This is a genomic window from Acetobacter estunensis (assembly GCF_011516945.1).
Lineage (GTDB): Bacteria > Pseudomonadota > Alphaproteobacteria > Acetobacterales > Acetobacteraceae > Acetobacter > Acetobacter estunensis.
This window is the reverse complement of sequence record NZ_WOTH01000001.1, coordinates 16,298-43,292: the sequence shown is the minus strand read 5'-3', so window position 1 is coordinate 43,292 and position 26,995 is coordinate 16,298. Positions and strand designations below refer to the sequence as shown.

General features: G+C 58.9%; 24 protein-coding genes. 19 read left to right on the top strand and 5 right to left on the bottom strand.

Annotated features, from left to right (window positions below):
- Positions 1 to 206 precede the first annotated feature (206 nt).
- The gene (acs, locus tag GOB87_RS00195; protein ID WP_166312533.1) at positions 207 to 2,108 is read right to left on the bottom strand and encodes an acetate--CoA ligase; all 1,902 of its coding nucleotides are present in this window, start codon (positions 2,106 to 2,108) and stop codon (positions 207 to 209) included.
- Between the two features lie 165 nt (positions 2,109 to 2,273).
- Here acs and GOB87_RS00190 point away from each other — a divergent pair, with 165 nt between their 5' ends.
- Entirely contained in the window at positions 2,274 to 2,873 is a 600-nt protein-coding gene (locus GOB87_RS00190) for a DNA-3-methyladenine glycosylase I (protein ID WP_166312532.1), read from the top strand.
- A 7-nt stretch (positions 2,874 to 2,880) separates the two neighbouring features.
- Here GOB87_RS00190 and GOB87_RS00185 read toward each other — a convergent pair whose 3' ends face one another.
- The 4 genes from GOB87_RS00185 to GOB87_RS00170 form a co-directional block, all read right to left on the bottom strand.
- Complete coding sequence (locus GOB87_RS00185; protein WP_166312531.1) at positions 2,881 to 4,032, bottom strand: mechanosensitive ion channel family protein; 1,152 nt, start codon at positions 4,030 to 4,032, stop codon at positions 2,881 to 2,883.
- A 271-nt stretch (positions 4,033 to 4,303) separates the two neighbouring features.
- Positions 4,304 to 6,127, bottom strand: a complete 1,824-nt coding sequence (gene typA, locus GOB87_RS00180; RefSeq protein ID WP_166312697.1) for a translational GTPase TypA — start codon at positions 6,125 to 6,127, stop codon at positions 4,304 to 4,306.
- Between the two features lie 155 nt (positions 6,128 to 6,282).
- The gene (locus tag GOB87_RS00175) at positions 6,283 to 7,221 is read right to left on the bottom strand and encodes an SMP-30/gluconolactonase/LRE family protein (protein WP_166312530.1); all 939 of its coding nucleotides are present in this window, start codon (positions 7,219 to 7,221) and stop codon (positions 6,283 to 6,285) included.
- A 114-nt stretch (positions 7,222 to 7,335) separates the two neighbouring features.
- Entirely contained in the window at positions 7,336 to 7,938 is a 603-nt protein-coding gene (locus GOB87_RS00170; RefSeq protein ID WP_166312529.1) for a YqgE/AlgH family protein, read from the bottom strand.
- Positions 7,939 to 8,024: 86 nt separating this feature from the next.
- Between GOB87_RS00170 and GOB87_RS00165 the strand changes: the two genes are divergently transcribed.
- From GOB87_RS00165 to argE, 18 genes are all read left to right on the top strand, one after another.
- Positions 8,025 to 8,780, top strand: a complete 756-nt coding sequence (locus GOB87_RS00165) for an SDR family NAD(P)-dependent oxidoreductase (RefSeq protein ID WP_166312528.1) — start codon at positions 8,025 to 8,027, stop codon at positions 8,778 to 8,780.
- 27 nt (positions 8,781 to 8,807) lie between these two features.
- Positions 8,808 to 9,728 carry a polyphosphate kinase 2 family protein gene (locus tag GOB87_RS00160; protein ID WP_166312527.1) on the top strand — a complete coding sequence of 307 codons (921 nt, stop codon included), beginning with the start codon at positions 8,808 to 8,810 and terminating at the stop codon, positions 9,726 to 9,728.
- 99 nt (positions 9,729 to 9,827) lie between these two features.
- Positions 9,828 to 11,288 (top strand): glycosyltransferase family protein, encoded by a 1,461-nt coding sequence (locus GOB87_RS00155; protein WP_166312526.1) that lies wholly within the window; start codon positions 9,828 to 9,830, stop codon positions 11,286 to 11,288.
- Positions 11,289 to 11,756: 468 nt separating this feature from the next.
- Positions 11,757 to 12,746, top strand: a complete 990-nt coding sequence (locus GOB87_RS00150; RefSeq protein WP_166312525.1) for an ABC transporter substrate-binding protein — start codon at positions 11,757 to 11,759, stop codon at positions 12,744 to 12,746.
- The gene (locus GOB87_RS00145) at positions 12,743 to 13,558 is read left to right on the top strand and encodes an ABC transporter permease (RefSeq protein WP_166312524.1); all 816 of its coding nucleotides are present in this window, start codon (positions 12,743 to 12,745) and stop codon (positions 13,556 to 13,558) included. The genes GOB87_RS00150 and GOB87_RS00145 overlap by 4 nt, the downstream gene beginning before the upstream one ends.
- A 2-nt stretch (positions 13,559 to 13,560) precedes the next feature.
- Entirely contained in the window at positions 13,561 to 14,352 is a 792-nt protein-coding gene (locus tag GOB87_RS00140; RefSeq protein ID WP_166312523.1) for an ABC transporter ATP-binding protein, read from the top strand.
- Positions 14,349 to 15,101, top strand: coding sequence for an SDR family NAD(P)-dependent oxidoreductase (locus GOB87_RS00135; protein WP_194303142.1), 753 nt, complete (start codon positions 14,349 to 14,351; stop codon positions 15,099 to 15,101). Before GOB87_RS00140 ends, GOB87_RS00135 begins: the two co-directional genes overlap by 4 nt.
- A gap of 6 nt (positions 15,102 to 15,107) precedes the next feature.
- Positions 15,108 to 15,818, top strand: coding sequence for an SDR family NAD(P)-dependent oxidoreductase (locus GOB87_RS00130; RefSeq protein WP_166312522.1), 711 nt, complete (start codon positions 15,108 to 15,110; stop codon positions 15,816 to 15,818).
- 31 nt (positions 15,819 to 15,849) lie between these two features.
- Positions 15,850 to 16,623: a creatininase gene (locus GOB87_RS00125; protein ID WP_166312521.1), complete on the top strand. Its 774-nt coding sequence runs from the start codon at positions 15,850 to 15,852 to the stop codon at positions 16,621 to 16,623.
- Positions 16,620 to 17,570 (top strand): agmatinase, encoded by a 951-nt coding sequence (gene speB, locus GOB87_RS00120; protein WP_166312520.1) that lies wholly within the window; start codon positions 16,620 to 16,622, stop codon positions 17,568 to 17,570. The genes GOB87_RS00125 and speB (GOB87_RS00120) overlap by 4 nt, the downstream gene beginning before the upstream one ends.
- Positions 17,567 to 18,529 (top strand): agmatinase, encoded by a 963-nt coding sequence (gene speB, locus GOB87_RS00115; RefSeq protein ID WP_166312519.1) that lies wholly within the window; start codon positions 17,567 to 17,569, stop codon positions 18,527 to 18,529. Before speB (GOB87_RS00120) ends, speB (GOB87_RS00115) begins: the two co-directional genes overlap by 4 nt.
- Positions 18,530 to 18,557: 28 nt before the next feature.
- Positions 18,558 to 19,502 (top strand): LysR family transcriptional regulator, encoded by a 945-nt coding sequence (locus GOB87_RS00110; protein WP_242006063.1) that lies wholly within the window; start codon positions 18,558 to 18,560, stop codon positions 19,500 to 19,502.
- A 282-nt stretch (positions 19,503 to 19,784) separates the two neighbouring features.
- On the top strand, positions 19,785 to 20,462 hold the full coding sequence (locus GOB87_RS00105; RefSeq protein WP_166312518.1) for a DUF1028 domain-containing protein: 678 nt from the start codon (positions 19,785 to 19,787) through the stop codon (positions 20,460 to 20,462).
- A 114-nt stretch (positions 20,463 to 20,576) separates the two neighbouring features.
- Entirely contained in the window at positions 20,577 to 21,836 is a 1,260-nt protein-coding gene (locus GOB87_RS00100; RefSeq protein ID WP_166312694.1) for a flavin-containing monooxygenase, read from the top strand.
- 272 nt (positions 21,837 to 22,108) lie between these two features.
- The gene (locus tag GOB87_RS00095; RefSeq protein WP_166312517.1) at positions 22,109 to 22,516 is read left to right on the top strand and encodes a RidA family protein; all 408 of its coding nucleotides are present in this window, start codon (positions 22,109 to 22,111) and stop codon (positions 22,514 to 22,516) included.
- Positions 22,517 to 22,643: 127 nt separating this feature from the next.
- The gene (locus GOB87_RS00090) at positions 22,644 to 24,038 is read left to right on the top strand and encodes a purine-cytosine permease family protein (protein ID WP_166312516.1); all 1,395 of its coding nucleotides are present in this window, start codon (positions 22,644 to 22,646) and stop codon (positions 24,036 to 24,038) included.
- Positions 24,038 to 25,654, top strand: coding sequence for a GMC family oxidoreductase (locus tag GOB87_RS00085; protein ID WP_166312515.1), 1,617 nt, complete (start codon positions 24,038 to 24,040; stop codon positions 25,652 to 25,654). The genes GOB87_RS00090 and GOB87_RS00085 overlap by 1 nt, the downstream gene beginning before the upstream one ends.
- On the top strand, positions 25,651 to 26,811 hold the full coding sequence (gene argE / locus GOB87_RS00080; protein WP_166312514.1) for an acetylornithine deacetylase: 1,161 nt from the start codon (positions 25,651 to 25,653) through the stop codon (positions 26,809 to 26,811). Before GOB87_RS00085 ends, argE begins: the two co-directional genes overlap by 4 nt.
- Positions 26,812 to 26,995 lie beyond the last annotated feature (184 nt).

Sequence of the window (26,995 nt, the reverse complement as noted above, 5' to 3'; positions counted from 1 at the left end):
ACCTCTCTCCCGCCAGACACTGATCACTCGGCGGGAGAGAGGCTGCAACTCCATGTCATTACAGATTTTATTGGGTTAGAAAGACACTCTCCCTTCCGCACCATTCTGGGGAGTGCCGTCCTTCGTCCGCCCTACGACGGAGACCATGCGCTCCCTCCGAAGCGTCAGCGCACCCTTCTCAAAACGATGCGAAAGACTGTCGAAACCTATCCTTCACCCACGATACGAATCAGTTCCGGCACGATCGCGGGATTGGCCAACGTGGACAGATCGCCAAAACCTTCCGTCTCTCCGCAGGCAATCTTGCGCATCAGACGCCGCACGTTCTTGCCCGAGCGCGTCTTGGGCAGGTCCGGCACGACAAACACCTTCTCCGGCACCGCGTAACGCCCCACCTTGGTCCCGATGATGCGCACGACCTGATCCTTCAGACCGGCTGTCACCGCCTTATCCAACCCCTCATGCGGCACGATATAGACAATCAGCCCCTGCCCCTTGAGGTCGTGCGGAATACCCACAGCGGCACTTTCGGAAATGTCATGAATTTCCGAAATCGCGTCCTCGATCTCTGCCGAACCGATGCGATGACCCGAGACGTTGATGACGTCGTCCACGCGCCCCGTGATCCAGAAATAACCATCCTCATCCCGGCGTGCCCCGTCACCCGTGAAATAATGCCCCGGATACGGTTTGAAGTAAGTCGTCTGAAACAGCGCGTCGTCATTCCAGATCGTCAGCGCGCAACCGGGCCATGAGCCATCGATGCACAGGATGCCTTCGGCCGCCCCCTCAAGCGGCTGTCCTTTCTCGTCCAGCAACACCGGATTCACACCGGGCAGCGGCAATGTGGCCGAGGCCGGACGCGCCTCAACAGCCCCGGGCACGAGTGAAATCATCGCACCACCTGTCTCCGTCTGCCACCATGTGTCCACCACCGGACAGCGACCGCCGCCAATCACCTCGTGGAACCATGTCCACGCCTCGTGATTGATCGGCTCCCCCACCGAGCCCAGCACACGCAGACTCGACAGATCATAGCGACCGGGGATTTCATCTCCCTCGCTCATCAGCGCCCGGATGGCCGTGGGAGACGTGTAGAAGGTGGTCACCCCATGCTTGGCAATAACCTCCCACCACCGTCCCGGGGTCGGGTGAGACGGCATGCCCTCGAACAGCAGGATCGTGGCACCATTGGCCAGCGGCCCATACGCCACATAGCTGTGGCCGGTGATCCAGCCGATATCGGCGGTGCACCAGAAAATGTCGGACGGCTGGTGATCGAACACCAACTGATGCGTGAACGACGCCCACGTCAGATAACCACCCGTTCCATGCACGATGCCCTTGGGCTTGCCGGTGCTGCCGGAAGTGTAGAGCAGAAACAGGGGATCGGTGGCATTCATCGCCTCCGGGGCACAGTCCATGGATGCCGCCCGCAACAGCGGTTCCAACAGCGCGTCCCGGCCCGCCTCCAGCGGCACCTCATCCTCCGTGACGCCGACGACCAGCACATGCCGGACCGTGGATTTATCGCCCAGCAGACGCAGGGCCGCGTCCATCGTCGTCTTGTAGGGAATCCGCTTCGCGCCGCGACGCCCCACATTGGCCGTGACAACCACCACGGCACCGCTGTCAGCCACACGGTCCGCAATGGCTTCCGCAGAGAACCCACCGAACAGCACCACATGCATGGCCCCGATACGCGCGCAGGCCTGCATGGCGATAATGCCCTCAATCACGCAGGGCAGATGGATGGCCACACGGTCCCCGCGCTTCACGCCGCAGTCACGCAGAACATTGGCAAACGCGCAGACACGGGCATGCAGTTCGCGATAGGTCAGGCGGATGACATGATCCGCCTCTTCACCCTGCCAGATGATGGCGGTCTTTTCGCCGTGTTCCGGCAGGTGACGGTCCAGACAGTTCGCGCTGGCGTTCAGCGTGCCATCGGCAAACCAGCCCTTTTCCTGATCCATGGCCCGGGTCGGCTCGCGGCTCCAGACCAGACGACGATGCCCTTCCTTGAGCCAGAACTCTTCGGGGTCACGGCGCACGCCATCCGTCAACACGTGATAGGTCTGGGGGGTAAGGCAGAATGACGAGGACATGGCACTTCTTCCGGATGGCGAATCTTGCGACATTATCAGCACTGAAGCGTCACGCCATCCATCTCGCACCCGCAAAAGACCGTGCAATATTGTAAAAACGTGCGTGTAAAAATTTTACATCCTGCGTAGATTCACAAACTGTCCCACGCTCTTCGGACCAATACCATGACTCTTCACACACATGCCGATGGCGTCCCCCGCTGCGCATGGTGCGCCGCCACTCCCTCCTATATGGCCTATCATGACCATGAATGGGGCTTTCCCGTCGCGGATGATCGCAGACTGTTTGAGAAGCTGTGTCTGGAAAGTTTCCAGTGCGGCCTGAGCTGGCGGACCATTCTTGAAAAGCGCGAGAACTTCAGGGCTGCGTTCGACAACTTCGATCACGAGAAGATCGCGCACTACGATGAGCGCGACGTGCAGCGCCTGCTCGCCAATTCGGGCATTGTGCGTCACCGGGGCAAGATTGAGGCCGTCATCAACAACGCCCGGCGGATGAGCGAGCTTCTGGAACGCGAAGACTCGCTGGCGGCGTGGCTGTGGCGCTTCGAGCCACCACGCACACCCTCTCCCCAGATGCTCACTGAGACAGAGGTGTCACGCACCCTGTCGAAAGAACTTCGCAAACGTGGCTGGAAATTCGTAGGGCCGACAACCCTCCACGCCTTCATGCAGGCGATGGGACTGGTGAACGATCATGCCGAGGGCTGTGCCCTGCGTGCAAAAGCCGAAGCCGCGCGTGCCCGCTTCGTGGTGCCGCGCTGAATGCGAGTCAGGCGGCTGTTTCAGGACCACCCAGCGCCATCAGATGATGTGGATTATCCGGTGCCGATGCATGTGCCGAGAAACGTGTCTGCGGAAACGCTTCAGGACAGTTGTCCCGAATCCAGTCGATGATCTGCTCGCGGATCGCGCAGCGCAGATCCCAACTCCGGATTGCCGTGCGCGCGCCCGCTGTCACACGGATCATCATCGTGCGGTCGTTGGCATCCGCCACCTGCACACTGAAATCCTTGCCGTTCCATTCCGGGCAACTCTCCACAATCTCTCCCAGCTTCGCGCGGATTGCCGGCATGGGCGCGAGAAAATCGAGCGGCAGATAGACCGCGCCGGTCAGTTCGGCGGAATTATAGGTCCAGTTCTCGAACGGATTGTCGAGAAAGTAGGACAACGGCACGATCCGGCGGCGCTTGTCCCACGCTTTCAGCACCACGAAGGTGGCGTTGATTTCCTCCACCCACGTCCAGTCTCCGTTGAAGGCAATCATGTCCCCCATGCGGATGGGCTGCGTGATGGCGATCTGCGCGCCCGCAATCAGGTTGGTGATGACCGAGCGCGCCGCAAAACCGACGATGATGGAGGCCGCACCGGCCGAGGCCAGCAGGCTCAGCCCATACTGCCGCACGGGGTCGAACGTCATCAGCGCCGTACCGATCGTCAGCACGCCGATGATGATTTCCGCCATGCGCTGAAGCAGCCGCACCTGCGTGAAATGCTTGCGCCCGAGGATGTCCTCCTCGCGATCATCGGCGGAGGCGTCGATGTGCTCGATATAAATGCTCGACGCCAGTCGTGCGGCCTTGACCAGCCCAACCCCCATGGCCAGCACCAGCATCACGGCAAACGCATGCGCGAGACCGCCCGCCAGCCACATAGGCAGTTCAAGTGCTGGAATGGCGATGATCGTCATCACCGCCGCCGCCATCACCTGCGCGGGATGACGCAGCGTGGTGGCGCTGCTGCGAATGAACGACCCGCGTCTTTTACCGGGAACGCGCGCCAGCCCGCGCGTGATGACAAGCCCCGTCACACCTGCGGCCAGCACACCCACCATCGCGAGAATGAGAAGTGAGGCAAAAGTGGGTGGCAACCAGACGAACCACTGAAGAAGATTCGCGAGAGCTGAGAAAAACGTCTCCTTCAACAGAGCGTCCCTTTTCCTTTCCGTGAGCCGAATCTGTAACGCGCGAACAGGCCCGATCCGTCTCCGGATGCGGGAGCCAGTTTATACGCGAGCGCCAGTCAGAATATTCGGGCACGGAGGTGAACAACGCGACAGAAGCAGCGACGTTGCACGGACACACAGGTCATGGCCCGAAGGAGGGAGGCATCTGGCCTCCCCAGGGCAGGAGAAAATCCTGCCCGAGACGACCGGGATCGAGCCCCGGTCGTCCAGCAAGCGAAAATGTCGCTGCTCAGTCGTCCTTGCGCGAACGCGCGTGCTTCTTGCGCTCGTGCGGGTCGAGGTAGCGCTTGCGCAGACGCACGGCAGACGGCGTCACTTCCACCAGTTCATCGTCCTCAATGTAGGCAATCGCCTGCTCAAGGCTCATCTTGCGCGGCGGGATCAGAAGCAGAGCCTCATCCTTGCCAGCGGCACGGATGTTGGTGAGCTTCTTTTCACGGACCGCATTCACTTCGAGATCATTCTCACGCGAATGCTCGCCGATGATCATGCCGATATAGACTTTCTCACCTGCATTCACGAACAGCGTGCCGCGATCCTGCAACGAGAACAGCGAATACTGCGTGGTCACACCGTCTTCCGAGGAGATCAGCGAGCCGTTGCGACGGCCTTCGATCACACCGGCATAGGGCTGATAGCCTGCGAACAGACGGTTCATGATGCCCGTGCCGCGCGTGTCGGTCAGGAACTCACCATGATAACCGATCAGGCCGCGCGACGGGATGATGAAGGTCAGACGCACCTTGTCACCGCCCGAAGGCCGCATGTCCTGCATCTGCCCCTTACGGAGCGACATCTTCTCGACCACGACGCCTGAATACGGCTCGTCCACGTCGATCAGCACCTCTTCGTACGGCTCTTCGCGCTCGCCCGTCTCCTCGTTCGTGCGGAACAGCACGCGGGGACGACCGATGGTCAACTCGAACCCTTCACGACGCATGGTCTCGATCAGCACGCCAAGCTGAAGCTCGCCACGGCCCGCGACTTCGAACGCCTCGCTCTCGGGGCTTTCGCTCACGCGAATGGCGATGTTGCTTTCCGTTTCCTTGAACAGACGGTCACGAATCTGACGCGACGTGACCTTCTTGCCCTCGCGGCCGCCCAGCGGGCCGTCATTAATACGGAAGGTCATGGACAGCGTCGGCGGATCGACCGGAATGGCCGGCAGCGGTGCCGTCACTTCCGGAGACGCGATGGTGTCAGGAATGGTGGCCTCCGACAGACCGGCCACAGCCACGATGTCACCAGCCTCAACCTCGTCCACCGGCACGCGGTCGAGACCACGGAAGCACAGCAGCTTGGTCAGACGGCCCGTCTCGACCACGCTGCCGTCCTCACGCAGGACGCGGACCGGCATGTTGACCTTCGCGCGCCCCTGCTCGACACGCCCCGTCAGCACACGGCCAAGGAAGTTGTCGGACTCGAGGATGGTCGCGACCATCGCGAACGGCTTGTCCTTGTCGAGGTTCGGTGCTGGAACATGGCGCAGCACCAGATCGAACAGCGGGGAAAGATCCTTGCGCGGTCCGTCCAGCTCCGTGTCCGCCCAGCCCTGACGACCCGAAGCGTAGAGCATCGGAAAGTCGAGCTGCTCGTCATTCGCGCCAAGCGAGGCGAACAGGTCGAAAATCTCGTTGTGAACCTCATCCGGGCGGGCATCGCCACGATCGATCTTGTTCACCACCACAATCGGCTTGAGGCCGCGGGCCAGCGCCTTGCCCACGACGAATTTCGTCTGCGGCAGCGCGCCCTCGGCGGCGTCCACCAGCACGATCGCGCCGTCCACCATGCTCAGGATACGCTCGACCTCACCACCGAAATCGGCGTGACCCGGTGTGTCGATGATGTTGATGCGGGTGTTTTTCCACACGACCGAGGTGCACTTGGCCAGAATGGTGATGCCGCGCTCACGCTCGAGATCGTTGCTGTCCATCGCGCGCTCCGCCACCTGCTGGTGCTCATGGAACGAGCCGGACTGCTTGAGCAGTTCATCGACGAGTGTGGTCTTGCCATGATCGACGTGCGCGATAATGGCGATGTTACGAATATCCATCGTGTGGCGGGCCTGACTCTTTTCCTGCATGCAGATCCGCCACTGACAGCCTATCAAGCCTGCAGCGGACCCCTGTTGCCCGCAGTCAATAGAGCGCAGCGACCGGGATTGCACGCGAAACTTGCGTGAGCGCCCCCTGCAGCCACGTCAACCGGTCAGTTTTCGACGTCGGGGGTCAACTCCGGCAGGATCATCACACCCTGCTCAAGACCCGGAGTATCCACCCGCAGGCAGAACACGCCCCCATTGAGAGGCTGGCGGGCAATCTCGGCCTCCGACAGCCCCTTGCGGGCCGTCGTGATGAACAGGGTGCGACGATCCGAGCCCCCAAAGGCCGCTTTGGTCACATTGCGGGCGGGAAGCATTATGGGGTCAAGCCGCGTGCCGTCCGCGCGGAAGCGCTCCAGCCGCCCGCCGCCCCATACACCCGCCCATACGGTCCCGGCCTCATCCATCGCCAGCCCGTCCGGTGCCTGACCTTCCGCCTCAATCCGGGCGAAGACCCGCCGATTGTGCAGCGCTCCATCCCCATCGAGATCAAAGGCATAGATCGCGCCCTCCGCGGAATCGCAATGATAGAGCGTCTGACCATCCGGCGAGACCACCGGTCCGTTGCTGATCGTGTAACCGTTGTGATGCCGCCGCAGCGAAAGCGTGCGATCGAGGCTGTAGAGCGAACCGATGGGATTTTTCTCCGCGTCGTCCATGGTCCCGAACCACAGACGCCCCATCCCGTCGAGATGCGCGTCGTTCAGTCGCGTGCCCGGACGATCCGCTTCAATCGGCATGATAAGATGCTTCCGGCCCTCTTTGGGATCGAAAAGATAAAGCCCATCTTCCATGCCGCAGATCAGGCCACCATCCTGCGCCGGCACGAGAAAACACGGGCGTCGGGGCGCGGTCCATGACCGCCGCTCCCCATCGGACGGGCGATAGCGGTGCAGGGCGTGTCCGAGGATATCCACGAAGTAGAAGGCGTCGTCTGCGGCACTCCATACCGGTCCCTCGCCAAGCTGCGCCTCAAGCGACCAGACGCACACCACCGCGTCATCGTGCGAAGAACGGCTCGTTTCAGGAAAAGGTATATTCGTCATGATCGACTCTCTATCTTGGATCGGCGCGCAACGCCCCAAGAGAGAACATCTCGACTTTGCAACAGGTTGCAACCCCGCGCCGATCAGCAGGGTTGCAGAGGCCGCAAAAGTGGATCAGGCGTTGCCTGTAAAGGACGCCAGCCGCAATGGATCGATATTGATGGCGGCCAGAGCCTTGCGCCACTTGGTCGCATGATCCGTGCCGAAAACGATCTCGCGCGTAGCAGGCGCCACCAACCACGCGGAATGACGGGTCAGTTCTTCCTCAAGCTGTCCCGCCGCCCATCCGGCGTGCCCCAATGCCAGCAGGGCGTCACGCGGTCCCTCGCCCGAAGCAATGTCGCGCAGCACGTCCAGACTGGCGCTCAGCGAGACGTCCCCATCGATGGCCAATGTGCCGTCCCCATTCCAGTCCGAGGAATGCAGCACCAGCCCACGCCCCATTTCCACCGGCCCACCCGCGCACATGCCGATCCGGCGACGTGGTGGTGTGGGCGCGATATCGAGCTGCGAGAACAGGTCTTCCAGCGGTGGCTGCGAAAGTCGGCGGTTGACGACAATGCCCATGGCGCCGTCATCGGCCGAATGGGCACACACATAAATAACGCTCCGGTCGAACCCGGATTCCGCAAGAGATGGCATGGCGATGAGAAGGTGTCCCGTCAGACTTTCAGTCCCGTCGCTCGGCGCAATCGTGTCAATGGATGCATGAGACATGCTCCAGATATGGTGTGCCCCTTCCCGTTTGACAACACAGGCACGCGCTGCCGCTAATGACGGCATCAATCTGGAAAGGACGCATCATGGTCGAGACGGTTCTGGTGACGGGCGCCACGGCAGGATTTGGCGCGGCGATTGCCCGACGGCTGGTGAAGGACGGCCACCGCGTGATCGGCACAGGCCGACGCGCGGCGCGGCTGGAGGAACTTCATGCGGAGTTGGGGGCGCAATTTCACCCCCTCACGCTCGACATGACCGACCGCAAGGCGCTGCGCGCCCTTCCCCACAGTCTGCCCGAGGAGTGGCGGCGTGTGGACGTGCTGGTGAACAACGCCGGACTCGCTCTTGGAATCGGTCCCGCACAGGACGCCGAAATCGACGACTGGGAGAGCATGATCGCCACCAACATCTCCGGCGTCGTGGAGATTACCCGCGCCCTTCTGCCCGGCATGGTGGAGCGCGACCACGGTCACATCCTCTCCATCGGCAGCACGGCCGGCACCTATCCTTACGCGGGCGGCAACGTCTATGGCGGCACCAAGGCGTTCGTGTCGCAGTTCATGCGCAACCTGCGCACCGACCTGCTCGGCACCCATGTGCGCGCCACCAATATCGAGCCCGGACTGTGCGGCGGCAGCGAATTCAGCAATGTGCGCCTGCGCAGCGATGAAAAGGCCGAGGACGTCTATCGCGGCACGCACCCTCTCCTGCCCGAGGACATTGCCGAGACGGTGGCGTGGATCATCGGTCTGCCCGCGCATGTGAACATCAACCGCATCGAAATGATGCCGGTGTGTCAGGCCGCAGGTGGCCTTGCTGTCCGGCGCGACATGGACTGATCGCACCATATGGGGGATGCTCCCCCCATGACTGGACACGACACGCACAAACTCTCGCGCAATATCCTCGCAGCTCTTCCCGCCCGCTACCGTGTGGACGGCACCAAGCCGTTTCACATCGCGGATCATGACCCGGAAGACGATGGCGGGCTGGGGCTGGACAAGGCGCAGGGCAAGGCGTTGCTCAAACTGTCACGCAAACGGCTGTCCGAGCTTCAGGAACTGCTCTACGCCAACGGCACGACCTCCATGCTCATCGTACTTCAGGGGATGGACACAGCCGGCAAGGACGGCACGATCAAGCACGTCATGTCAGGTGTGAATCCTGCGGGCGTGAGCGTTTCCTCTTTCAAACAGCCCGGTCCGCAGGAACTGCTGCACGGGTTTCTGTGGCGCGTTCACATCGTAGCCCCCTCCGCTGGGCGGATCGGCATCTTCAACCGCAGCCAGTATGAAGATGTCCTCGTCACGCGCGTGCATCCGGAAATGCTGGAACGCGAGCACCTTCCCGGTGCGATCAACACGGATGCCTTCTGGCAGGGACGATTCGAGGACATCCGTCATTTCGAGCATTATCTCGCCCGTCAGGGCACGGTGGTCCTCAAGTTCTTCCTCAACATCTCACGTGAGGAACAGCGCGAGCGGCTGCTGGCACGGCTCGACGACAAGGAAAAGCGCTGGAAGTTTTCCACATCCGACGTGAAGGAACGTCAGTTCTGGGACAAGTATCAGTGCGCGTATGAAGAGGCGGTCGGCCATACCTCACGTCCTTATGCTCCGTGGTTTGTCGTGCCTTCCAACCACAAATGGTACGCCCGGCTGGTCGTGATGGAGACCATTATCGACGCGCTGGAGGCCCTCAAACAAAAGCCACCCGTGATGGATCCGGCCTTTGCCACGAGTCTGGATCGGTATCGGGACGAACTGATGAGCGAGAAACCGGATTAAGACGTATAGGTATTCATCATGATTTGACGATGGAAATGCACAATATTACCCAGAGCATCTGTCAGTATGAGAATTTGCACGGCCAGCAAAGAATACATCATGAATATTAATAAAATTATCGAAAATAAATACTTATTTCCTTTAATTTTTTGCTTGTTTTTTGCATTGTTGGTGCGTATCTGCATTGCTGTTTTCTTACCTGGAGCTTGGCGTTCAGATGAAATATTTCAATATATGGAACCTGCACACGAGTTACTAGACGGTCATGGTGTAGTTACCTGGGAGTGGAGAACTGGCATTCGATCTTGGCTGCTGCCTACTTTCATTGCAATTTTAATGAAAATAGGAATCGCTTTAGGCTTCGATAATCTTATACTTTTTATTCGTTTGTGCTTCTCTACTATTTCGTTGTCTTTAGTTGCCGTATTTTTTTGGTATGGTTGGCGTAAAGGAGGACTATTTTTAGCTTTGATTCTTGGGTTAGCTGCGGCTCTATGGCCTGATATTGCAAGCGGAGGGATGAGAACTCTTGGAGAATTTGTTGCCGGAAACCTTTTGTGCCTAGCTGTGGTGTTCATAATTGCTTATCGAGACGAATATAATCCTAGAGTATCGTCCATTTTGGCATCTTGTGCTGGATTTCTATTAGGGGCAACAGCTGCTGTAAGGTTTCAAATAGCTCCAGCCAGTGTGCTCGCGTTCTTATTTATTTTCAAAAAAGGCCACAAAAAGCAGATATTTCTTGCATCAATATTTAGTGTTATTCCGATTTTATTTTTAGGTATATTTGATTATATTACATTAGGATCAATTTTTCAGTCTATAACAAAAAATTATCACTACAATCAAACATTAGGAGTTGCAGATAGCTTCGGTAAAAAATCCATCACTTATTATATTAAAAAATACACAGAATTATGGGGAGGATTTCTGCCATTAGTTATATTATTTGCATTGCAATCAGGAAAAGAAAAGGTTTTTTTGATTTCAATATCATCATTTATTGTATTTTATCACTCTTTGATTTCTCATAAGGAAGTCAGTTTTGTGTATCCTGCAGTTCCTATTTTAATTCTATGTGCAGCTTTGGGGTTTTATAATGTATTGAATAATAATAACCAAAAAAAGTATAGATATATACTTATATTTTCCGTGTCCATGACATGTGTTTTTTTAGGTTCTTACGCCCCTATCCTTTCCAAGAAAGGAAATGGTATTAATTTTGAAAGATGGGCTTCTAAACAAAATGACGTGTGCGGAATTGCCTCGTGGGGTTATGATAGCAGTAGTGTTTTCTCCAATCTTGGTGGTGGTTACTCGATTTTAAAAAATATTGTTCCTATTTACCTATTTGATAATATGAATGAACTTCATTACAATGAAGAAAAATTTAATTACCTAATTACAGATGACATGCAGGTCATTTTTGAAAGAAAAAATAAATGGACACTTATTAAATGCGTAGATAATTCTATGTGCATTTATCATCGTCCTGGAAAATGTCTTGGATTTCCAGAATTCGATGAGATCTCGAATAAATTGATGACGATAGGTAAGTAACAAAATAATCTCAACGATATCTGAATTTTTCATCCTTTGCCTGATATGGAATGAGTAGCCATTCCGCCTCTCAAGGGGTAACGATTAGCCCCCATTGCCTTTCTGGAACGAAGCCGTCGGCACAACGGCTTTTTTGACGGAGACGACGCTATAGATTGTCCGAACAGGAAGTCCGTAACACGAATTACCTGCCGCATTCGGCAACTTGAGCGCTGCAATCCTCCTCCATCAGAGAGTGATAGAACACTGACATTACGGAAAGATTTTTACTTTCTGTCCAGCGATGCAGACAGAAAATATGCCATCCTCGACGCCGCAATCCTGAAATTTGGAGCCGGTAACCGTCATGAAATACACCACCTGACGATACACCCGGATTTATCGATATAATGTTCGGAACATTTTGATACACACAAAGCAATCGCGCCTCTAATATGTTTCGGTAACGTTATGAGGTGGGGGTGCGTAATGAAGTCACTCAAGGTGCTCGCAGTTGCACTCAGTTTTGGCTGCGCGACGACGGCCGCACATGCCGACGACACGATCCGTATCATGGCACCGGTCTGGACGGGGTTCGCGCCCGTCGTGGTCGCTCAGGATCTCGGTTATTTCAAGGACGCCCATCTGTCCGTCGATCTGAAATTCTCCGATGAACGGTCCGATGTCATGGCCGCCATGGCGCACGGTTCCATCGAGATGGAGATGCGCGCTCTCAACGAATATCAGGGCCGGCCGCGTGACGAGACCACTCCGGGCATCATCATCGGCTCCATCGACCGCAGCCTTGGCGGCGACGGTGTAATCGTTGACGGCTCCATCCACGACGTGAGCGAACTCAAAGGCAAGACTGTTGCATCAGAGAGCAACATTCCGGGCCGCCTGCTGCTGCAGATGGAACTGCACAAGCACGGCATGACGCTGGCCGATCTCAAGATGAAGGAAATCCTGACCTCCGACAGCGTGGCAGTGTTCGCAGACCCAAGCATTGCGGCGGTCGTGACCTATCAGCCATTTCTTCAGCAGATCCTGACCGTCTCGTCCGACCGCAATCCGAAAGAACTGGTCTCATCGGCGGATTATCCCGACTACATCGTGGATGTCCTCGTGGCCCGCAATGACGATCTGAAGGCCAATCCCGACAAATACAAGCGCTTTCTGACCTGCCTTTACAAAGCCGTGGCCTATTACAAGTCCAACCCGGAAAACTTCGCGAAAGTTGCCGCTCCCCACTTCGATCTTTCGACCGACGATTTCAAGAAAAGTGTCGTGGGAAGCCTTGAATACACGGATCTGGCACAGTCCAAGGCTTATATGGGCACACCCGAGAAACCGGGGAAGATTACGGAGATCTTCGCCACTCTCATGAACCTCAACCTTGAGAACGGAGCCGCATCCGTTCGTCTCGACCCGGCCCATTCCATCGACAGCAGCCTGATTGCTGCGCTCCCCACCCCATGACCGCAACCGCCTCTCCCACCTCCCGGAAAAACCCCCGCAGCCTGTTCCGCTTCCGGGAGCCCATTCCACACAGCGCCGTCCTGCTGGCCGCATTGCTGGGAGCGGCGGCTTTTCTCGGAGGATGGCAGTTGCTGGTGTCGCTGCGTGTGGTGGCGCCCGTCTTCCTGCCCACGCCTCTCAAGGTCGCACAGACCTTTGTCCACATGTGCACGGACGGCGCAATGCTGCCCAACACGGTGGTTTCCGTCCGGCGCGTCTGGCTGGCCTTTCTGCTCTCGGCACTTCTGGCCGTGCCGTTGGGTATCCTGATGAGCGGATACCGCATCATCGGGGCCACGCTGGAACCGATGATCGACTTCATCCGCTATCTGCCCGTGCCAGCGCTGGTGCCATTGGCCATCATCTGGTTCGGCGTGGGGGAAACGACCAAGATCTTCCTGTTGTGGCTGGGTACGTTCTTTCAGCTCGTTCTCATGATCGCGGCCGACATGAAGCGTATCCCCAACGAATATTTCGAAACAGCCTATACATTGGGCGCCCGCCCGCGCGAGACGCTCCTGCCCGTAGCTCTTCCGGCCATGCTGCCGCAGCTCATGGACAGCATGCGCATCAGCCTCGGCTGGTGCTGGACCTATGTCATTATCGCGGAAATCGTGGCTTCCGACAGCGGGCTTGGTTTCGTCATCTGGACCGCGCGACGCTTCATGAAAACGGATCAGGTCATGGCGGGCGTCATCATGATCGGTCTGATCGGTCTTGTGACCGACCAGTGCCTGCGCCTGCTGCACCGCAAGCTCTTCAGGTATCAGTGAACATGGAACAGCCTTCCCCCTATCTGCAGTTCCAGAACGTCACGAAATGCTTCGGGGACGTGCCGGTCGTGCAGCAGCCGTTCAATCTTGCCATTCCTGCCGGTCAGTTCACGGTGTTCCTCGGCCCATCGGGGTGCGGCAAGACCACGCTCATGCGCATGATCGGTGGCCTCGACACCCCAAGTTCGGGTGAGATCCTTTTGCAAGGGGCCCCTGTGGGTGAGCCGGACATCCGGCGCGGCATGGTGTTTCAGTCCTATTCCTCCTTTCCATGGCTGACGGTTCGCAAGAACATCGAATTCGGCATGCGTTTCCGCAGAGACCTTTCGGTTACTCAGAAAAAGGAACGCGCGGAGCATTTTCTCAAGCTGGTTGGGCTGGGCGATTTTGCTTCGAGCTATCCTTCACGCATCTCTGGCGGCATGCGGCAACGCGTGGCCATCGCCCGCACCCTCGCCGCCAACCCGGACGTGCTGCTGATGGACGAACCCTTCGGCGCGCTGGATGCCAACCTGCGTGAAGACCTGCAATTCGAGCTGCGGAAAATTCAGAAGAACTCTGGAAAGACCACGATCTTCGTCACGCACGATGTCGAGGAAGCCGTATTCCTTGCCGATCGGATCATCGTGTTCGGGCCGCGTCCGGCGCGTGTCATAGCGGATGTGGACGTCACCTCCCTGATCGGTCCCGAAAGAAACGAAGATGTGCGCGACAGCGAACGGTTTTTCCACCTCCGCACCGAAATCCTGCACCTCCTCCGAGGACGCGAGATAAAAAAGTCTCTAGCATCATGATGGATTTCTCAAACAAATCCGTCTTCATCACCGGCGCAAGCCGAGGGATCGGTCTTGGTGTGGCGCAGGCATTCGCCCGTGCAGGCGCTTCCCTGACTCTCCTTGCCGATGATGACGCGATCCTTGATGTCGCCGCTTCTCTCAACGCCCGCGGCGTAGTGGCCGATATCGGCAATCCATCGGCTGTGGCGACGTGTCTGCACGAGCATGGGCCGGTTGATGTCCTGATCAACAACGCCGGACTGGAGCGGCTGACACCGCTGGACAATCAGGACAGCGAAACCATCACCCTGTTCGAGCGGATCATCCACACCAATGTCGTCGGCACCTACCATGTCACACGGCTGGTGCGTCCGCTCATGCCGACAGGGGGCGCCATCATCAACACGGCGTCGATCTGGGGACGTGTGGCGGAACCGCTGTTCGGAGCTTATGTCGCTTCCAAACATGCCATTATCGGCCTGACGAAAACCTGGGCGCTGGAACTCGGGACGCAGGGCATCCGCGTCAATGCCGTAGCCCCCGGCTGGGTCCGCACGGAAGCCGCCATGCGGTCTCTGGCGACAATGGCCGCGCGCACGGGTGAGAGCGAAGCCAACTGCCTGAGCACCATCATGGACGCGCAGGCGTTGCCCGGTCTCATGGAAGCCGCCGATGTGGCCGACACCTATCTGTTCCTTGCCTCTCCTCTCGCTACCAGCATCACCGGCCAGACGATCCAGATCGATCGTGGCGAGCATCCTCTGTAGGTCTCGATGAACGCACACCCCTCATGCCAGCATGTTCTTGTGACAGGCGCCTCTTCCGGCATCGGCCTTGCCATCGCACGGGCTTGGCAGGAATCCGGCGCCACCGTGATCGGGTTGGACCGCAATGCTCCCGCCACAGGTCTGGAGGGTCTTGAGGTCGATCTGGCCGATGCGCAGGCGATACGAAACGGCGTCAAGGAAGCCGCCCGTCGTCTGGAACAGCGCATTGACGTGGTGATCAACTGCGCGGGTGTGATGATCGAGGAAACACTCCACGATCTGACCTGCGAAGCGCTCGATCTTACACTGGCGGTCAATCTGCGTGCGCCGTTTCTCGTGACGCAAAACGCCCTGCCCTTCATGAGCGAGGGCGGCTGCATTCTCAACATCGCGTCCGAACTGGCCTATCTGGGGCGCGCGGGTGCCTCTGCCTACTGCGCCACCAAGGGCGCGCTGCTGTCCATGACGCGCTCATGGGCGCGCGAACTGGCGCCTCGCATCCGGGTCAACGCCATCGCACCGGGGCCGGTCGATACACCGCTTCTGAACTTCGCACAGCAGGATGCCGCCACGCAGGCACAGGATCTTGCCAATCCGCTGCGGCGCATCGGGCGACCTGACGAAATTGCGCGGGCCGTCCTCTTCCTCGCGTCTGCGGACGCATCCTTCATCACCGGCCAGTGCCTCAACGTGGATGGCGGCGCCGCCATGCACTGACCCGCTTTCCGTTCGGAGGCTTCAGTCCATCATGTCCAGAACCGTCAAACTTGCCGAACTCAGCTGGCCTGAATTCGCAGCCCGCGTGGCTGAAAATCCCGTGGTGTTTCTGCCGATCGGTGCCACGGAGCAGCACGGCCCACATCTGCCGCTGAATGTCGATCAGATCCTTCCCACCGCCGTCGCCGAGCGCGTGGCCGAAAAGGTGGGCGGCCTGGTCGCACCGACACTGCCCTATGGCTACAAATCACAACCCCGCTCGGGCGGTGGAGAGCATTTTCCCGGCACCATCGGGCTGGATGCCCACACGCTTACGCTGGTCATCCGCGACATCGTGTGTCGGCTGGCGCATCACGGTGTCCGACGGATCGTTCTGGTCAATGGTCATTTCGAAAATGCATGGCCTGCCGTCGAAGGTCTCGATCTGGCCATGCGCGACATCCGGCGCGACGGGATCGAAGGCCTGACCGCCATGCGTCTCGAATACTGGGATTTCGTTGAACGCGCGACGCTCGATCGCCTGTTCCCCGAAGGTTTCCCCGGCACGGAACTCGAACACGCAAGCCTGCTGGAAACCTCATTGATGCTGCTCGTGCGGGCCGATCTGGTCGATATGAGCAAGACCCCCGATGACGGCCCCGCCACGTTCCCCCCCTATGACCGCTGGCCGCTGCGTGCGGATTTCGTGCCCCCATCAGGTGTGCTGGCCAAGGCGCAGGGATCGACCGCCGAAAAAGGCCAGTGGCTGATGGACGATCACACACGCCTGCTGGCGGACGCCATTCGCAAGGAGTTCGGGCTATGACCCATCACGGTGAAACTCATGTCATCGACGCCAGTCAGGTGCCCCGCTTCGCCGGTGTGCCGACCTTCATGCGGCTGCCTCTGGCCACCGGGCCGGAGGGGTATGATGTCGTCTTCACCGGCATTCCGTATGACGGCGGCACGACCAACCGCTCCGGTGCGCGCCACGGCCCACGCGAACTGCGCAATGCCTCCTCACTGATGCGGCAGGTGAACGCCAACGGCATCGCGCCCTATGAGGTCTTGAATGTCGCCGATATCGGGGACTGTCCGGTCAATCCGTTCAATGTGACGGAATGCCTCGATATGATCACCGCACATTACGCGGCGATTGCCGCCGCGGGGGCGATCCCCATCACGGCGGGCGGCGATCATCTGGTCAGCCTGCCGATCCTGCGGGGCCTTGCAGCAGATCGCCCCGTCGGTCTGATCCATTTCGACAGCCACACCGACACGGGTGACGCCTATTTCGGCAAGAACCGCTACACACACGGCACGCCGTTTCGTCGCGCTGTGGAAGAAGGTCTGATCGACGGGGACCGGACTCTCCAGATTGGCCTGCGCGGTTCGCTGTATTCCCCCACGGATTACGATTTCGCCCGCGAAGCCGGGTTCCGGCTCATCCTCATGGACGAAGCCATGGATCTGGGACCGGACGGCATCGTGCGCGCCATTCGTGAACGTGTAGGTGATGGGCCAGTCTATGTGTCGTTCGATATCGATTGCCTCGATCCGTCCGTAGCACCCGGCACGGGCACGCCTGAAGCTGGGGGCTTCCTGACACGCGAGACCCAGAAAATGATCCGGGGTCTCAACGGACTCGACATTATCGGTGCGGATGTCGTGGAGGTGTCACCACCGTTCGATGTGGGCGGGATCACGTCGCTTGCGGGCGCCACCATGATGTTCGAACTGCTTTGCGCCATCGCGGCAGGAGAAAAAGCATGAAAAACAGCTACGACAGCGGACGCCTCGACCTGCCTTTCGTCGGCATCTGCAGCTTTGGGAAATATCCGATCCAGACAGACTGGTCGGCCATCGATGCGGACGTCGCCATCATGGGGGCGCCCTTCGACTGCGGCACACAGTGGCGGAGCGGCACGCGCTTTGGTCCCCGCAGCATCCGCGAAGCATCCACGCTCTTCGCCTTCGGTCATGCGGGAGCTTACGATCACGAAGATGACCGGGTCTATCTCGATGGAACCGGAGGGCGCATTGTCGATATCGGGGACGCCGACATCGTGCACACCGATACGGAACGGAGCCACGCCAACATCGAAGCCGGCGTGCGTGCCATTCTTGCGGCCGGTGCGCTCCCCGTCGTGCTGGGAGGCGATCATTCGATCAACATTCCCTGCATCCGGGCGTTCGATGACCAGCCGCCCATGCATCTTATCCAGATCGACGCCCACCTCGATTTCGTAGATGAGCGGCAAGGGGTCCGCCACGGTCATGGCAATCCGATGCGCCGCGCCGCCGAGCAACCCTACATCACCGGCATGACGCAGATCGGCATCCGCAACGTCTCTTCAACGGCCCGCGAGGGTTATGCGGACGCGCGGGAATTCGGTTCCGACATCCTCAGCGTGCGACAGGTCCGCAAACTGGGGCTGGACGCCCTGCTTGAGCGTATCCCTGCCGGTGTGAACTACTATCTTTCCATCGACATCGACGCCTTCGATCCTTCCATCGCCCCCGGAACCGGCACACCGAGCCACGGTGGCTTTCTATATTACGAAATACTGGAACTGCTCGCCGCCCTTGCCGCGCGAGGACGTGTGGCCGGGATCGATCTGGTGGAAGTCGCACCCGATTACGATCCCGCCAAAATAACCCCGATCCTTGCCTCACAACTGCTGCTTAATTTTATCGGCCGCATCCTGTATTTCAGGAGCCATGACTCCTAGACGCGCTTAATCTACAGTCGCGCCCATGATGAGCCAGAAAAAACAGGCTGTGCCGGGCGCGACGCGGATGCGCCGGTTCGACAACATCGATCTGCGGCTTCTGCGCGTGTTTGCGACGCTCGCGGAAACAGGCAGCTTTGCCGCAGCCCAGATCGTCCTGAACCTCAGCCAGTCCACATTGAGCACCCACCTGGCCGCACTGGAACAACGGCTGGGTGGAGCGCTGTGCCTTCGGGGCCGCAAGGGCTTTCGTCTGACGCCTCTTGGGGAAGAAACAGTCGAGGCCATTCAGGATCTTTTTGAAAGCATCGACGCTTTTCAGTCACGGATCAGTCAGGCTCCAACCGAACTTGGCGGACGGCTTCGTATCGGCACGATCGGCGGGATCATCAACAGTCCGCAGATGGCGCTCCAACACGTGCTGGCCCGCATCGTCGATCAGATCCCCAATGTCTATATCGACCTCCGGCTGGGCGTGCCTCAGGATCTGGAGCTTCAGGTGGCGGAAGGAACACGCGATGTCGTGATAGGCCCCTTCGCCCGACACGCGCCCGGCGTGCACTATGTGGAACTTTGCGAGGAACCACACGGACTTTACTGCGGCAACCAGCATCCTTTCTTCACCATGAAGGATGCGGATATTTCAAAAGACATGATCGATCAGGCCCGGTTTTCGGTCAGATCCTACCGGAAACTCGAAGATCTTCAGCGCATACGCCATCCACGCGCCAGCGGCAGCATCGTGCACATGGAAGCGCAACTGATGATGATCCTCTCGGGACGTTTCATCGGGTTCCTGCCGGAACAATCCGCCCGCCCTTACGTGAAAACCAAGCAGATGCGCGCGATAAAGCACAACATCTACACATTTTCATCCCAGCACTATGTCGCCTTTAGAAATATAGATAAAAATAACTGCCTGATAAATGTATTTATCGATGAAATCACAAAGAACCATCGGTCAACGAGTTAACAGCAGCAAGACAGGAACGCTGCCTTCATGCCCCCAAAGGGCGCGAACTTTGCAAACCGATCGTGAGACAAAAGGATCGGTGCTCTCCTGCTGTCGCAAGAATCCGATCTTACTCTGCGGTGCCGGTTTCTCTGATCCATAGCCACATTCATCATCAGGAAAACAGAACCAAAACCCCAGAAAGTCCATGTTACGGTATCAGAACAACGATGTTAGCCTCTTCAGACAGTCAGAATTCCTTTCCTGACTGAAAGGGTTTTCCTGCGGAGAGACATCGAAGCCATGACCTTTTCCCTCGTTGCGCGTTGTTCTCGCAGTGGCCAGTTTGCGGTCGCCGTTTCCTCCTCCTCACCAGCCGTAGCGGCCCGTTGCGCGTTCGCACGGGCAGGCGTGGGAGCCGTCACCACGCAGAATGTGACCGATCCGCGTCTTGGCCCCTGGGCGCTCGATCTTATGGAAGCCGGCGCATCCGCTCTAGAGGCGCGAGACATCATCGTCCGCACCTGCACGTTTCCATCTTATCGCCAGATGACCCTGATCGACCGTGAAGGCCGGACAGCCCTGTGGTCGGGTGAGCAATCTCTTGGCACCAACGCGGACTTCCAAGGTGTCAACGTCGTGTCCGCTGGCAACCTGCTCGCCTCTGCGGATGTGCCCGCAGCCATTGTGCGCAGTTTCGAACAGTCGGACCCGGACATGGAACTCGGTCAACGGGTAATGATGGCCATGCAGGCCGGTGTCGCGGCGGGAGGAGAAGCCGGTCCCGTGCGCTCTGCCGGAATGTTGGTGGTCGATCGCGAAGCGTGGCCGCTGGCCGATCTGCGGGTGGATTGGGAAGACGATCCCATCACGCGACTGGCGACATTGTGGTCCGTCTGGAAGCCGCAGATGCACGACTACGTCACCCGCTGCCTCAATCCCGAAGCCGCTCCGTCTTACGGCGTTCCCGGCGACGAATAGACTCGGATCTGCCTGAAAACACGCCACTCGGAATGAGTGGCTCTCACGTCCAATCGTTTCGATACAGAATCATTTTAACCGCGTTCGGCTGCGGTCATGAAAAAGGAGACAGCCATGTCTGTCGAGAAAACCGAAGTCCTCGTGGTGGGAGCCGGACAGGCTGGGATCGCCATGAGCGAACACCTGCACAGTTACGGCATTCCGCATATCGTGCTGGAACGCAACAGGGTGGCGGAACGCTGGCGCAGTTGCCGCTGGGATTCCCTCGTCGCCAATGGACCGGCATGGCATGACCGCTTTCCCGGCCTGACTTTTTCCAAAGACGGTCCGGACGATTTCGTACCCAAGGAGAGGGTCGCCGATTATCTCGCTGCCTACGCACAAAAGATCGAAGCCCCCATCCGGTGTGGTGTTGAGGTCAGGGATGTGCGCCGCAAACAGGGACAGACCGGCTTTCAGATCGAAACTTCCGAAGGACCGATCGAGGCCGAATGTGTCGTGGCTGCCACCGGACCTTTCCAGATCCCGGTCATTCCCTCGGTTGTGCCGGACAAAGCGGGTTTCACCCAGATCCACTCAGCCAGTTACCGCAATCCAGAGCAGCTTCCAGAGGGTGCGGTCCTTGTCATCGGTGCTGGTTCCTCTGGCGCACAGATTGCAGAAGAACTGATGCGCAATGGCCGAAAAGTCTATCTCTCGATCGGCCCCCATGACCGCCCACCCCGCAGCTATCGCGGGCGTGACTTCGTATGGTGGCTTGGCGTTCTCAACAAATGGGACGCGGAAGCCACGCCGGGCGTGGAACACACGACCATTGCCGTCAGTGGCGCCAATGGTGGACACACTGTCGATTTCCGTCGCCTTGCCGCGGACAGCATGACCCTTCTTGGACGCACCGAAACCTTCGAGGACGGCAAGCTGACCTTCGCACCGGATCTCGCCGAAAACATCGCCAAGGGCGACGCCAATTATCTCTCTCTTCTCGGGGAAGCGGATGCCTATGTCACCCGTAACGGTCTGGATCTTCCCGAAGAGCCATCTGCCCGCGATTTCCTTCCTGACCCCGAGTGTGCGAAACATCCCCTGCTTGAACTCGATCTGAAAAAAGCGGGCATTAGCACCATCATCTGGGCCACAGGTTTCGGTGTGGATTACAGTTGGCTGAAAGTGGAGGCATTGGACGAAAACGGCCGCCCACGCCATCAGCGTGGCGTTTCCTCCGAACCGGGCGTGTATTTCCTTGGTCTGCCTTGGCAGACGCGCCGGGGCTCCTCCTTCATCTGGGGTGTGTGGCATGACGCGAAATATGTCGCGGACCACATCGCCAAGCAGCGCAGCTATATGGCCTACCGCCCATCGCATGGAGAAAAGTGAGGAAGGCCGCGTGACCAGCCTGACTTTTGGCTATCGCTGAAGACCATCCGGTTTCACAGGGGCATCAGGATTACCGAAGCAGAACGTCAGAAATAATTTCTTTTTCTGAAAGCCCAATTCGTTCCACACTCGCAACAGGATCATGCGGGATGGAGACCGGAAGCCGCTCCACGTTTCCATAAGCTCCACCCCGTCCCCGTTCGCGCAGGACCAATCCGCTCCGGTGCACAAAACCACCGGACCGCACCAGCCCACACAGGGAGACACAGATCATGGCCCACACCCGCCTCCGTCCCTTCAACACGAAGGACACCTACCCCGAGCAGTCGCTCGACAACGATCTCTGTCAGGCCGTCATCACGCGCAACACGATCTATCTGCGCGGACAGGTGCCACAGGATCTCGACACACGTGAGAATGTGGGCGTGGGCGATCCGATCGCGCAGGCCGAAAAGGTGATGGACAATATCGAGCTTCTCCTGACAGAAGCAGGCGGCAAGCTCACCGATATCTGTAAGGTCACGGTCTATCTCACGGATATCCGTCACCGTGAGGCCGCCTATCGCGTGCTGGGACGCCGCCTCAAGGGTGTCTTCCCGGTGTTTACCGGTCTTGTGATCGTGGCTCTCGCCCGCCCGGAATGGCTGATCGAGGTCGATGTCATCGCCGAACGCGAGTGATCTGACCGCAGCCCCGCCCGCCGCAGGCACAGGCGGGGCTTATGCGGCCGATACCATTACGATTCCGATACAAAAAAACCTCTACGGCACGCTCCCGCCGTCTGACGCCAGAGGAAGGAACCGCCCCATGACCGACGCCGCGACGGCCAAAGGCCCAGAGGCCCACACCATCTACCAGATCCCGCTCGACCAGCGGCACGGGCGGGCGCGTGACCTGTTCACCGTGTGGTTCGGCTCCAACATCATGATGCTGACCATCATCACCGGGGCACTGGCCACCACCGTGTTCGGCCTGCCGTTCTGGCCCGCCATGCTCTCGGCCGTGCTGGGCAACATGATCGGCGGTCTGTTCATGGCGCTGCACGCAGCACAGGGGCCGCAACTGGGCGTGCCGCAGATGGTGCAGACCCGTGGACAGTTCGGCTCCATGGGGGCGATGGCCGTCATCTGCCTTGTGGTGGTGATGTATGTGGGCTTCTTCGCCTCCAACCTCGTGCTGGGCGGCCAGTCGCTGCACACGGTCGCGACCTTCCTGCCCGAAAAAGCCTGCGTCATCCTGCTGGGCCTCGTCAGCCTGATCGCCACGATCTATGGCCACGACCTGATCCATGCCTATACAAAGCTGATGACTGTCGTTTCAGGTATCGCACTGGCGCTGTGCTTCGTGTGGATCCTGTGCGTGAACGGTGTGTCTTCCGAAACGCTGTCACACGGCACGTTCACCCTCTCGGGTTTCCTCGGCGGCCTCTCAACCGCAGCGCTCTGGCAGATCGCCTATGCCCCCTATGTCTCGGATTATTCGCGCTATCTGCCTCCGGGCACAGGCAACCGTCAGGCCTTCATGGCCAGCTATTGGGGCTGTGTGCTCGGCTCGCTCTTTCCCATGATCCTCGGTGCCCTTCTGGGTGTGATTGCGGGAGGCGGCGACGTGGTGGCGACACTGACGACACAGGTCGGCCCCCTAGCACTGTTCATCATCCCCGTGCTGTCTCTGGGCATCGCCTCCACCAACGCGATGAACCTCTATTGCGGCGCACTTTCGGCCATCACGGTTGTGCAGACCATCATTCCTTCGTGGAAGGCCACGCATGTCGGGCGGGCGGGCACAGCCATCGTGCTGGCCGGGCTTTCGCTCCTGATCGCTCTCGGTGCGGAAGCGAACTTTATGGAAGAATACACGAACTTCATCCTTCTTCTGCTCTACGTGATGGTGCCGTGGACCGCGATCAACCTTGCCGATTTCTATCTGATCCGGCACGGCGAATATGACGTTGCCTCCTTCTTCCGCGCCGATGGCGGCATCTATGGCCGCTACTGCTGGCCCGCGCTGATCGCCTACGTCTTCGGTATTCTCATCCAGATCCCCTTCGTCTCGAATGGTCTCTACACCGGCCCTGTCGCCACCATGCTGGGCGGCGCCGACATCTCATGGATCGTAGGGCTGATCTTCGTGACGGTGTTCTACGTCTGGATGATGCGCAACGAACGTCATGCCCAACCTGTCATGGGGAGCGCCGACTGATGAGTGCCCAGAACGATTTTCCCACCGAGTTCGACTTCATCATTGTGGGGGGCGGTGCGGCGGGCTGTGTGCTCGCCAATCGCCTGAGCGCGCGCAGCAATTTGCGTGTAGCGCTGCTGGAAGCTGGCGGTCCCGACAATACGCCCCGCATCCATGTGCCGGCCGGCACCATCTCGCTCTATAAAAGCCGAAAATACACCTATCAGTATTACTCCACGCCGCAGACGCATCTCGATAACCGCCGCGTCCATGTGCCCCGCGGCCGGATGCTTGGCGGTTCTTCGTCCATGAACAGCATGATCTACATCCGTGGCGCGCGTTCGGATTATGACGGCTGGGAGGCGATGGGCTGCACCGGCTGGGGTTATGACTCCGTGCTGAAATACTTCATGCGCGAGGAAGACAACCGCCTGCATCAAGACCCACATTTTCATGGCACGGGTGGCGAACTGGTGGTCGATCAACCGCGTGACCCGCTGGACGTGTCGCGGCTGTTCATCAAGGCCGCCGAAGAAGTGGGACTGAAGGAAAACACCGACTTCAACGGAGCGCGGCTGGACGGCGTGGGCGTCTATGACGTGACGCAGAAGGACGGCAAACGCCTCAGCGCCTATCGCGCTTTTGTCGCCCCCGTGCGATCACGCCCCAACCTGCATGTGCTGACGGGATGCCGCGTGGTCTCGCTCGTGACCGACGGCCGGGAGGTGCAGGGCGTCACCGTGGAGCAGAACGGACAATTCCACGTTCTGCGTGCGCATTGCGAGACGATCCTTTCCGCTGGCGCCATCGGTTCTCCGCATCTCCTGATGTCATCGGGCATCGGCAATGCGAAAGAACTCCTGCAATCCGGCGTGCCTGTTGTTGCGGATCTGCCGGAAGTGGGCCGCAATCTGCAGGACCATATCGACGGATTGGTGACCGTCCGCTCGGACTCACCCACGACGCTCGGGTTCTCGCGCTCCTCACTCGGCTCTGTCCTGCCTGCACCCTTGCAATTTTTGCTCCGAGGCAAAGGCTGGCTGACCACCAATTACGTGGAGGCCGGCGGTTTCGCCTCAACCCGCTACGCCGAAGGCGTGCCGGATGTGCAGTTCCACTTCGTACCGGGCTATCGTAGCCATCGGGGCCGCCTGTTCGAGTGGGGCCACGGGTTCGCGCTTCATACCTGCGTGCTGCGTCCTCAAAGCCGGGGCAGTATTCGTCTGGCGCGCGACGGCAGTCGCAACCCCGAGATCGATTTCAATTTCCTTTCTGACGAGCGGGATGCACTCGTGCTTCTGGAAGGCGTGAAACTTGCACGCCGCATCCTGCGCGCCTCTCCGTTCGATGCCATCCGTGGAAAGGAGATGGCTCCCACAGCGGACCTCCAGACGGATGCCCAGCTCATGGACTATCTCCGAGCCTCCGCCAGCACCGTGTTCCATCCTTCCGGCACCTGCCGCATGGGATCGGACGCCGCCAGCGTGGTCACACCGGAACTGAAAGTGCGCGGACTGAAAGGACTGCGTGTGGCCGATACGTCCATCATGCCTACCCTCATCAGCGGCAACACCAATGCGCCGACAATGATGATCGGGGACAAGGCCTCCGACATGATCCTCGCGGAGGCAACATGACCGCAGACTTTCACGATCTCTCCGTTCGTGAGATTCTGGACCGGTTGATTGCGTTCCGCACGCTCTGCCGCACGGAAAATGCGGAACTGATCGACTGGGTGGAAACATTCCTTCGCTCCCTCGGCGCACGATGTCACCGCGTCCCGGGCAAAGAAGCCGGGCAGTTCAATCTCTTTGCCAGCATCGGCCCGGACACACCGGATGGCGTTGTGTTGTCGGCCCACAGCGACGTGGTGCCGGTAGAAGGACAACCCTGGACGACCGATCCCTTTGTCCTGACCGAACGCGATGGGAAACTGTACGGACGCGGCAGTAGCGACATGAAGGGGTTTCTTGCCTGCATGTTGATGGCGGCCTGCCATGCCGCCCGATCATCTCTTCGCGCTCCCTTGCATCTGGCCATTTCCCATGACGAGGAAATCGGATGTGTGGGTGTACACTCGCTGCTGCGCGATCTGGCCGCCAACGGTTTTCAGGCCCAAGGCTGTGTCATTGGAGAACCGACTGGCCTGCACGCCGTCTCTGGGCACAAGGGCAAGCTGGCCGCGCGTATCACCTGTCATGGTCTGGCCGCCCATTCGGCCAATCCTTCGCGTGGCTGCAATACCATCGGACTGGCCACGGATATGGTGAAAGTTATTGAGGCTTTACAGGAAGAACTGAAAGATGCTGGTGCTCACGACGAAAGTTATGAAGTGCCGTTCAGCACCTTGCAGGTCGGGCTGATCCGGGGCGGCGTGGCGCTGAACATTGTGCCGGATCTGTGCGAAGTCCAGTTCGAGATGCGTCTTCTGCCGGGCGTCAGCCCCCAACCCGTATTGGATCGACTGCGACAGGAAGCGGATCGTCTTTGCGCGCAGCACTCTCATGCCCGCATCGAAATCGAAACCCTCAACACCTACCCCGGTCTGCATACGCCCGACCGATCTCCCTTCCTGCATGAAATCATGCGGATTACAGGCGACAATGCCCCCTCACGTATCGGTTTTGGCACGGAAGGCGGCCTGTTCCACGATTATCTGGATATGCCCGTCGTGGTCTGTGGCCCCGGCTCCATCGATCGTGCCCATAAGGCGGATGAATTCATTTTGCCGGAAGAATTGAATACAGGCGTGCGTTTCGTGGAGCGAATTATAGATATGTTGGCTCATAGCTGACGTGGCTACGAGGGAGTGCGAAGAAAGCTCGGTAAAGCCGTTGACTATTCTTTCAATATTTTTTGGTGAACCCAGATACAGATCAAAATCCGGTGGTCGAGGCATAAGCCAACATTCCGATTGTGAAATATCCATTTCACCATGACGCCTGATACGGCACTATCTCCCAGACAGCGGACCCTCT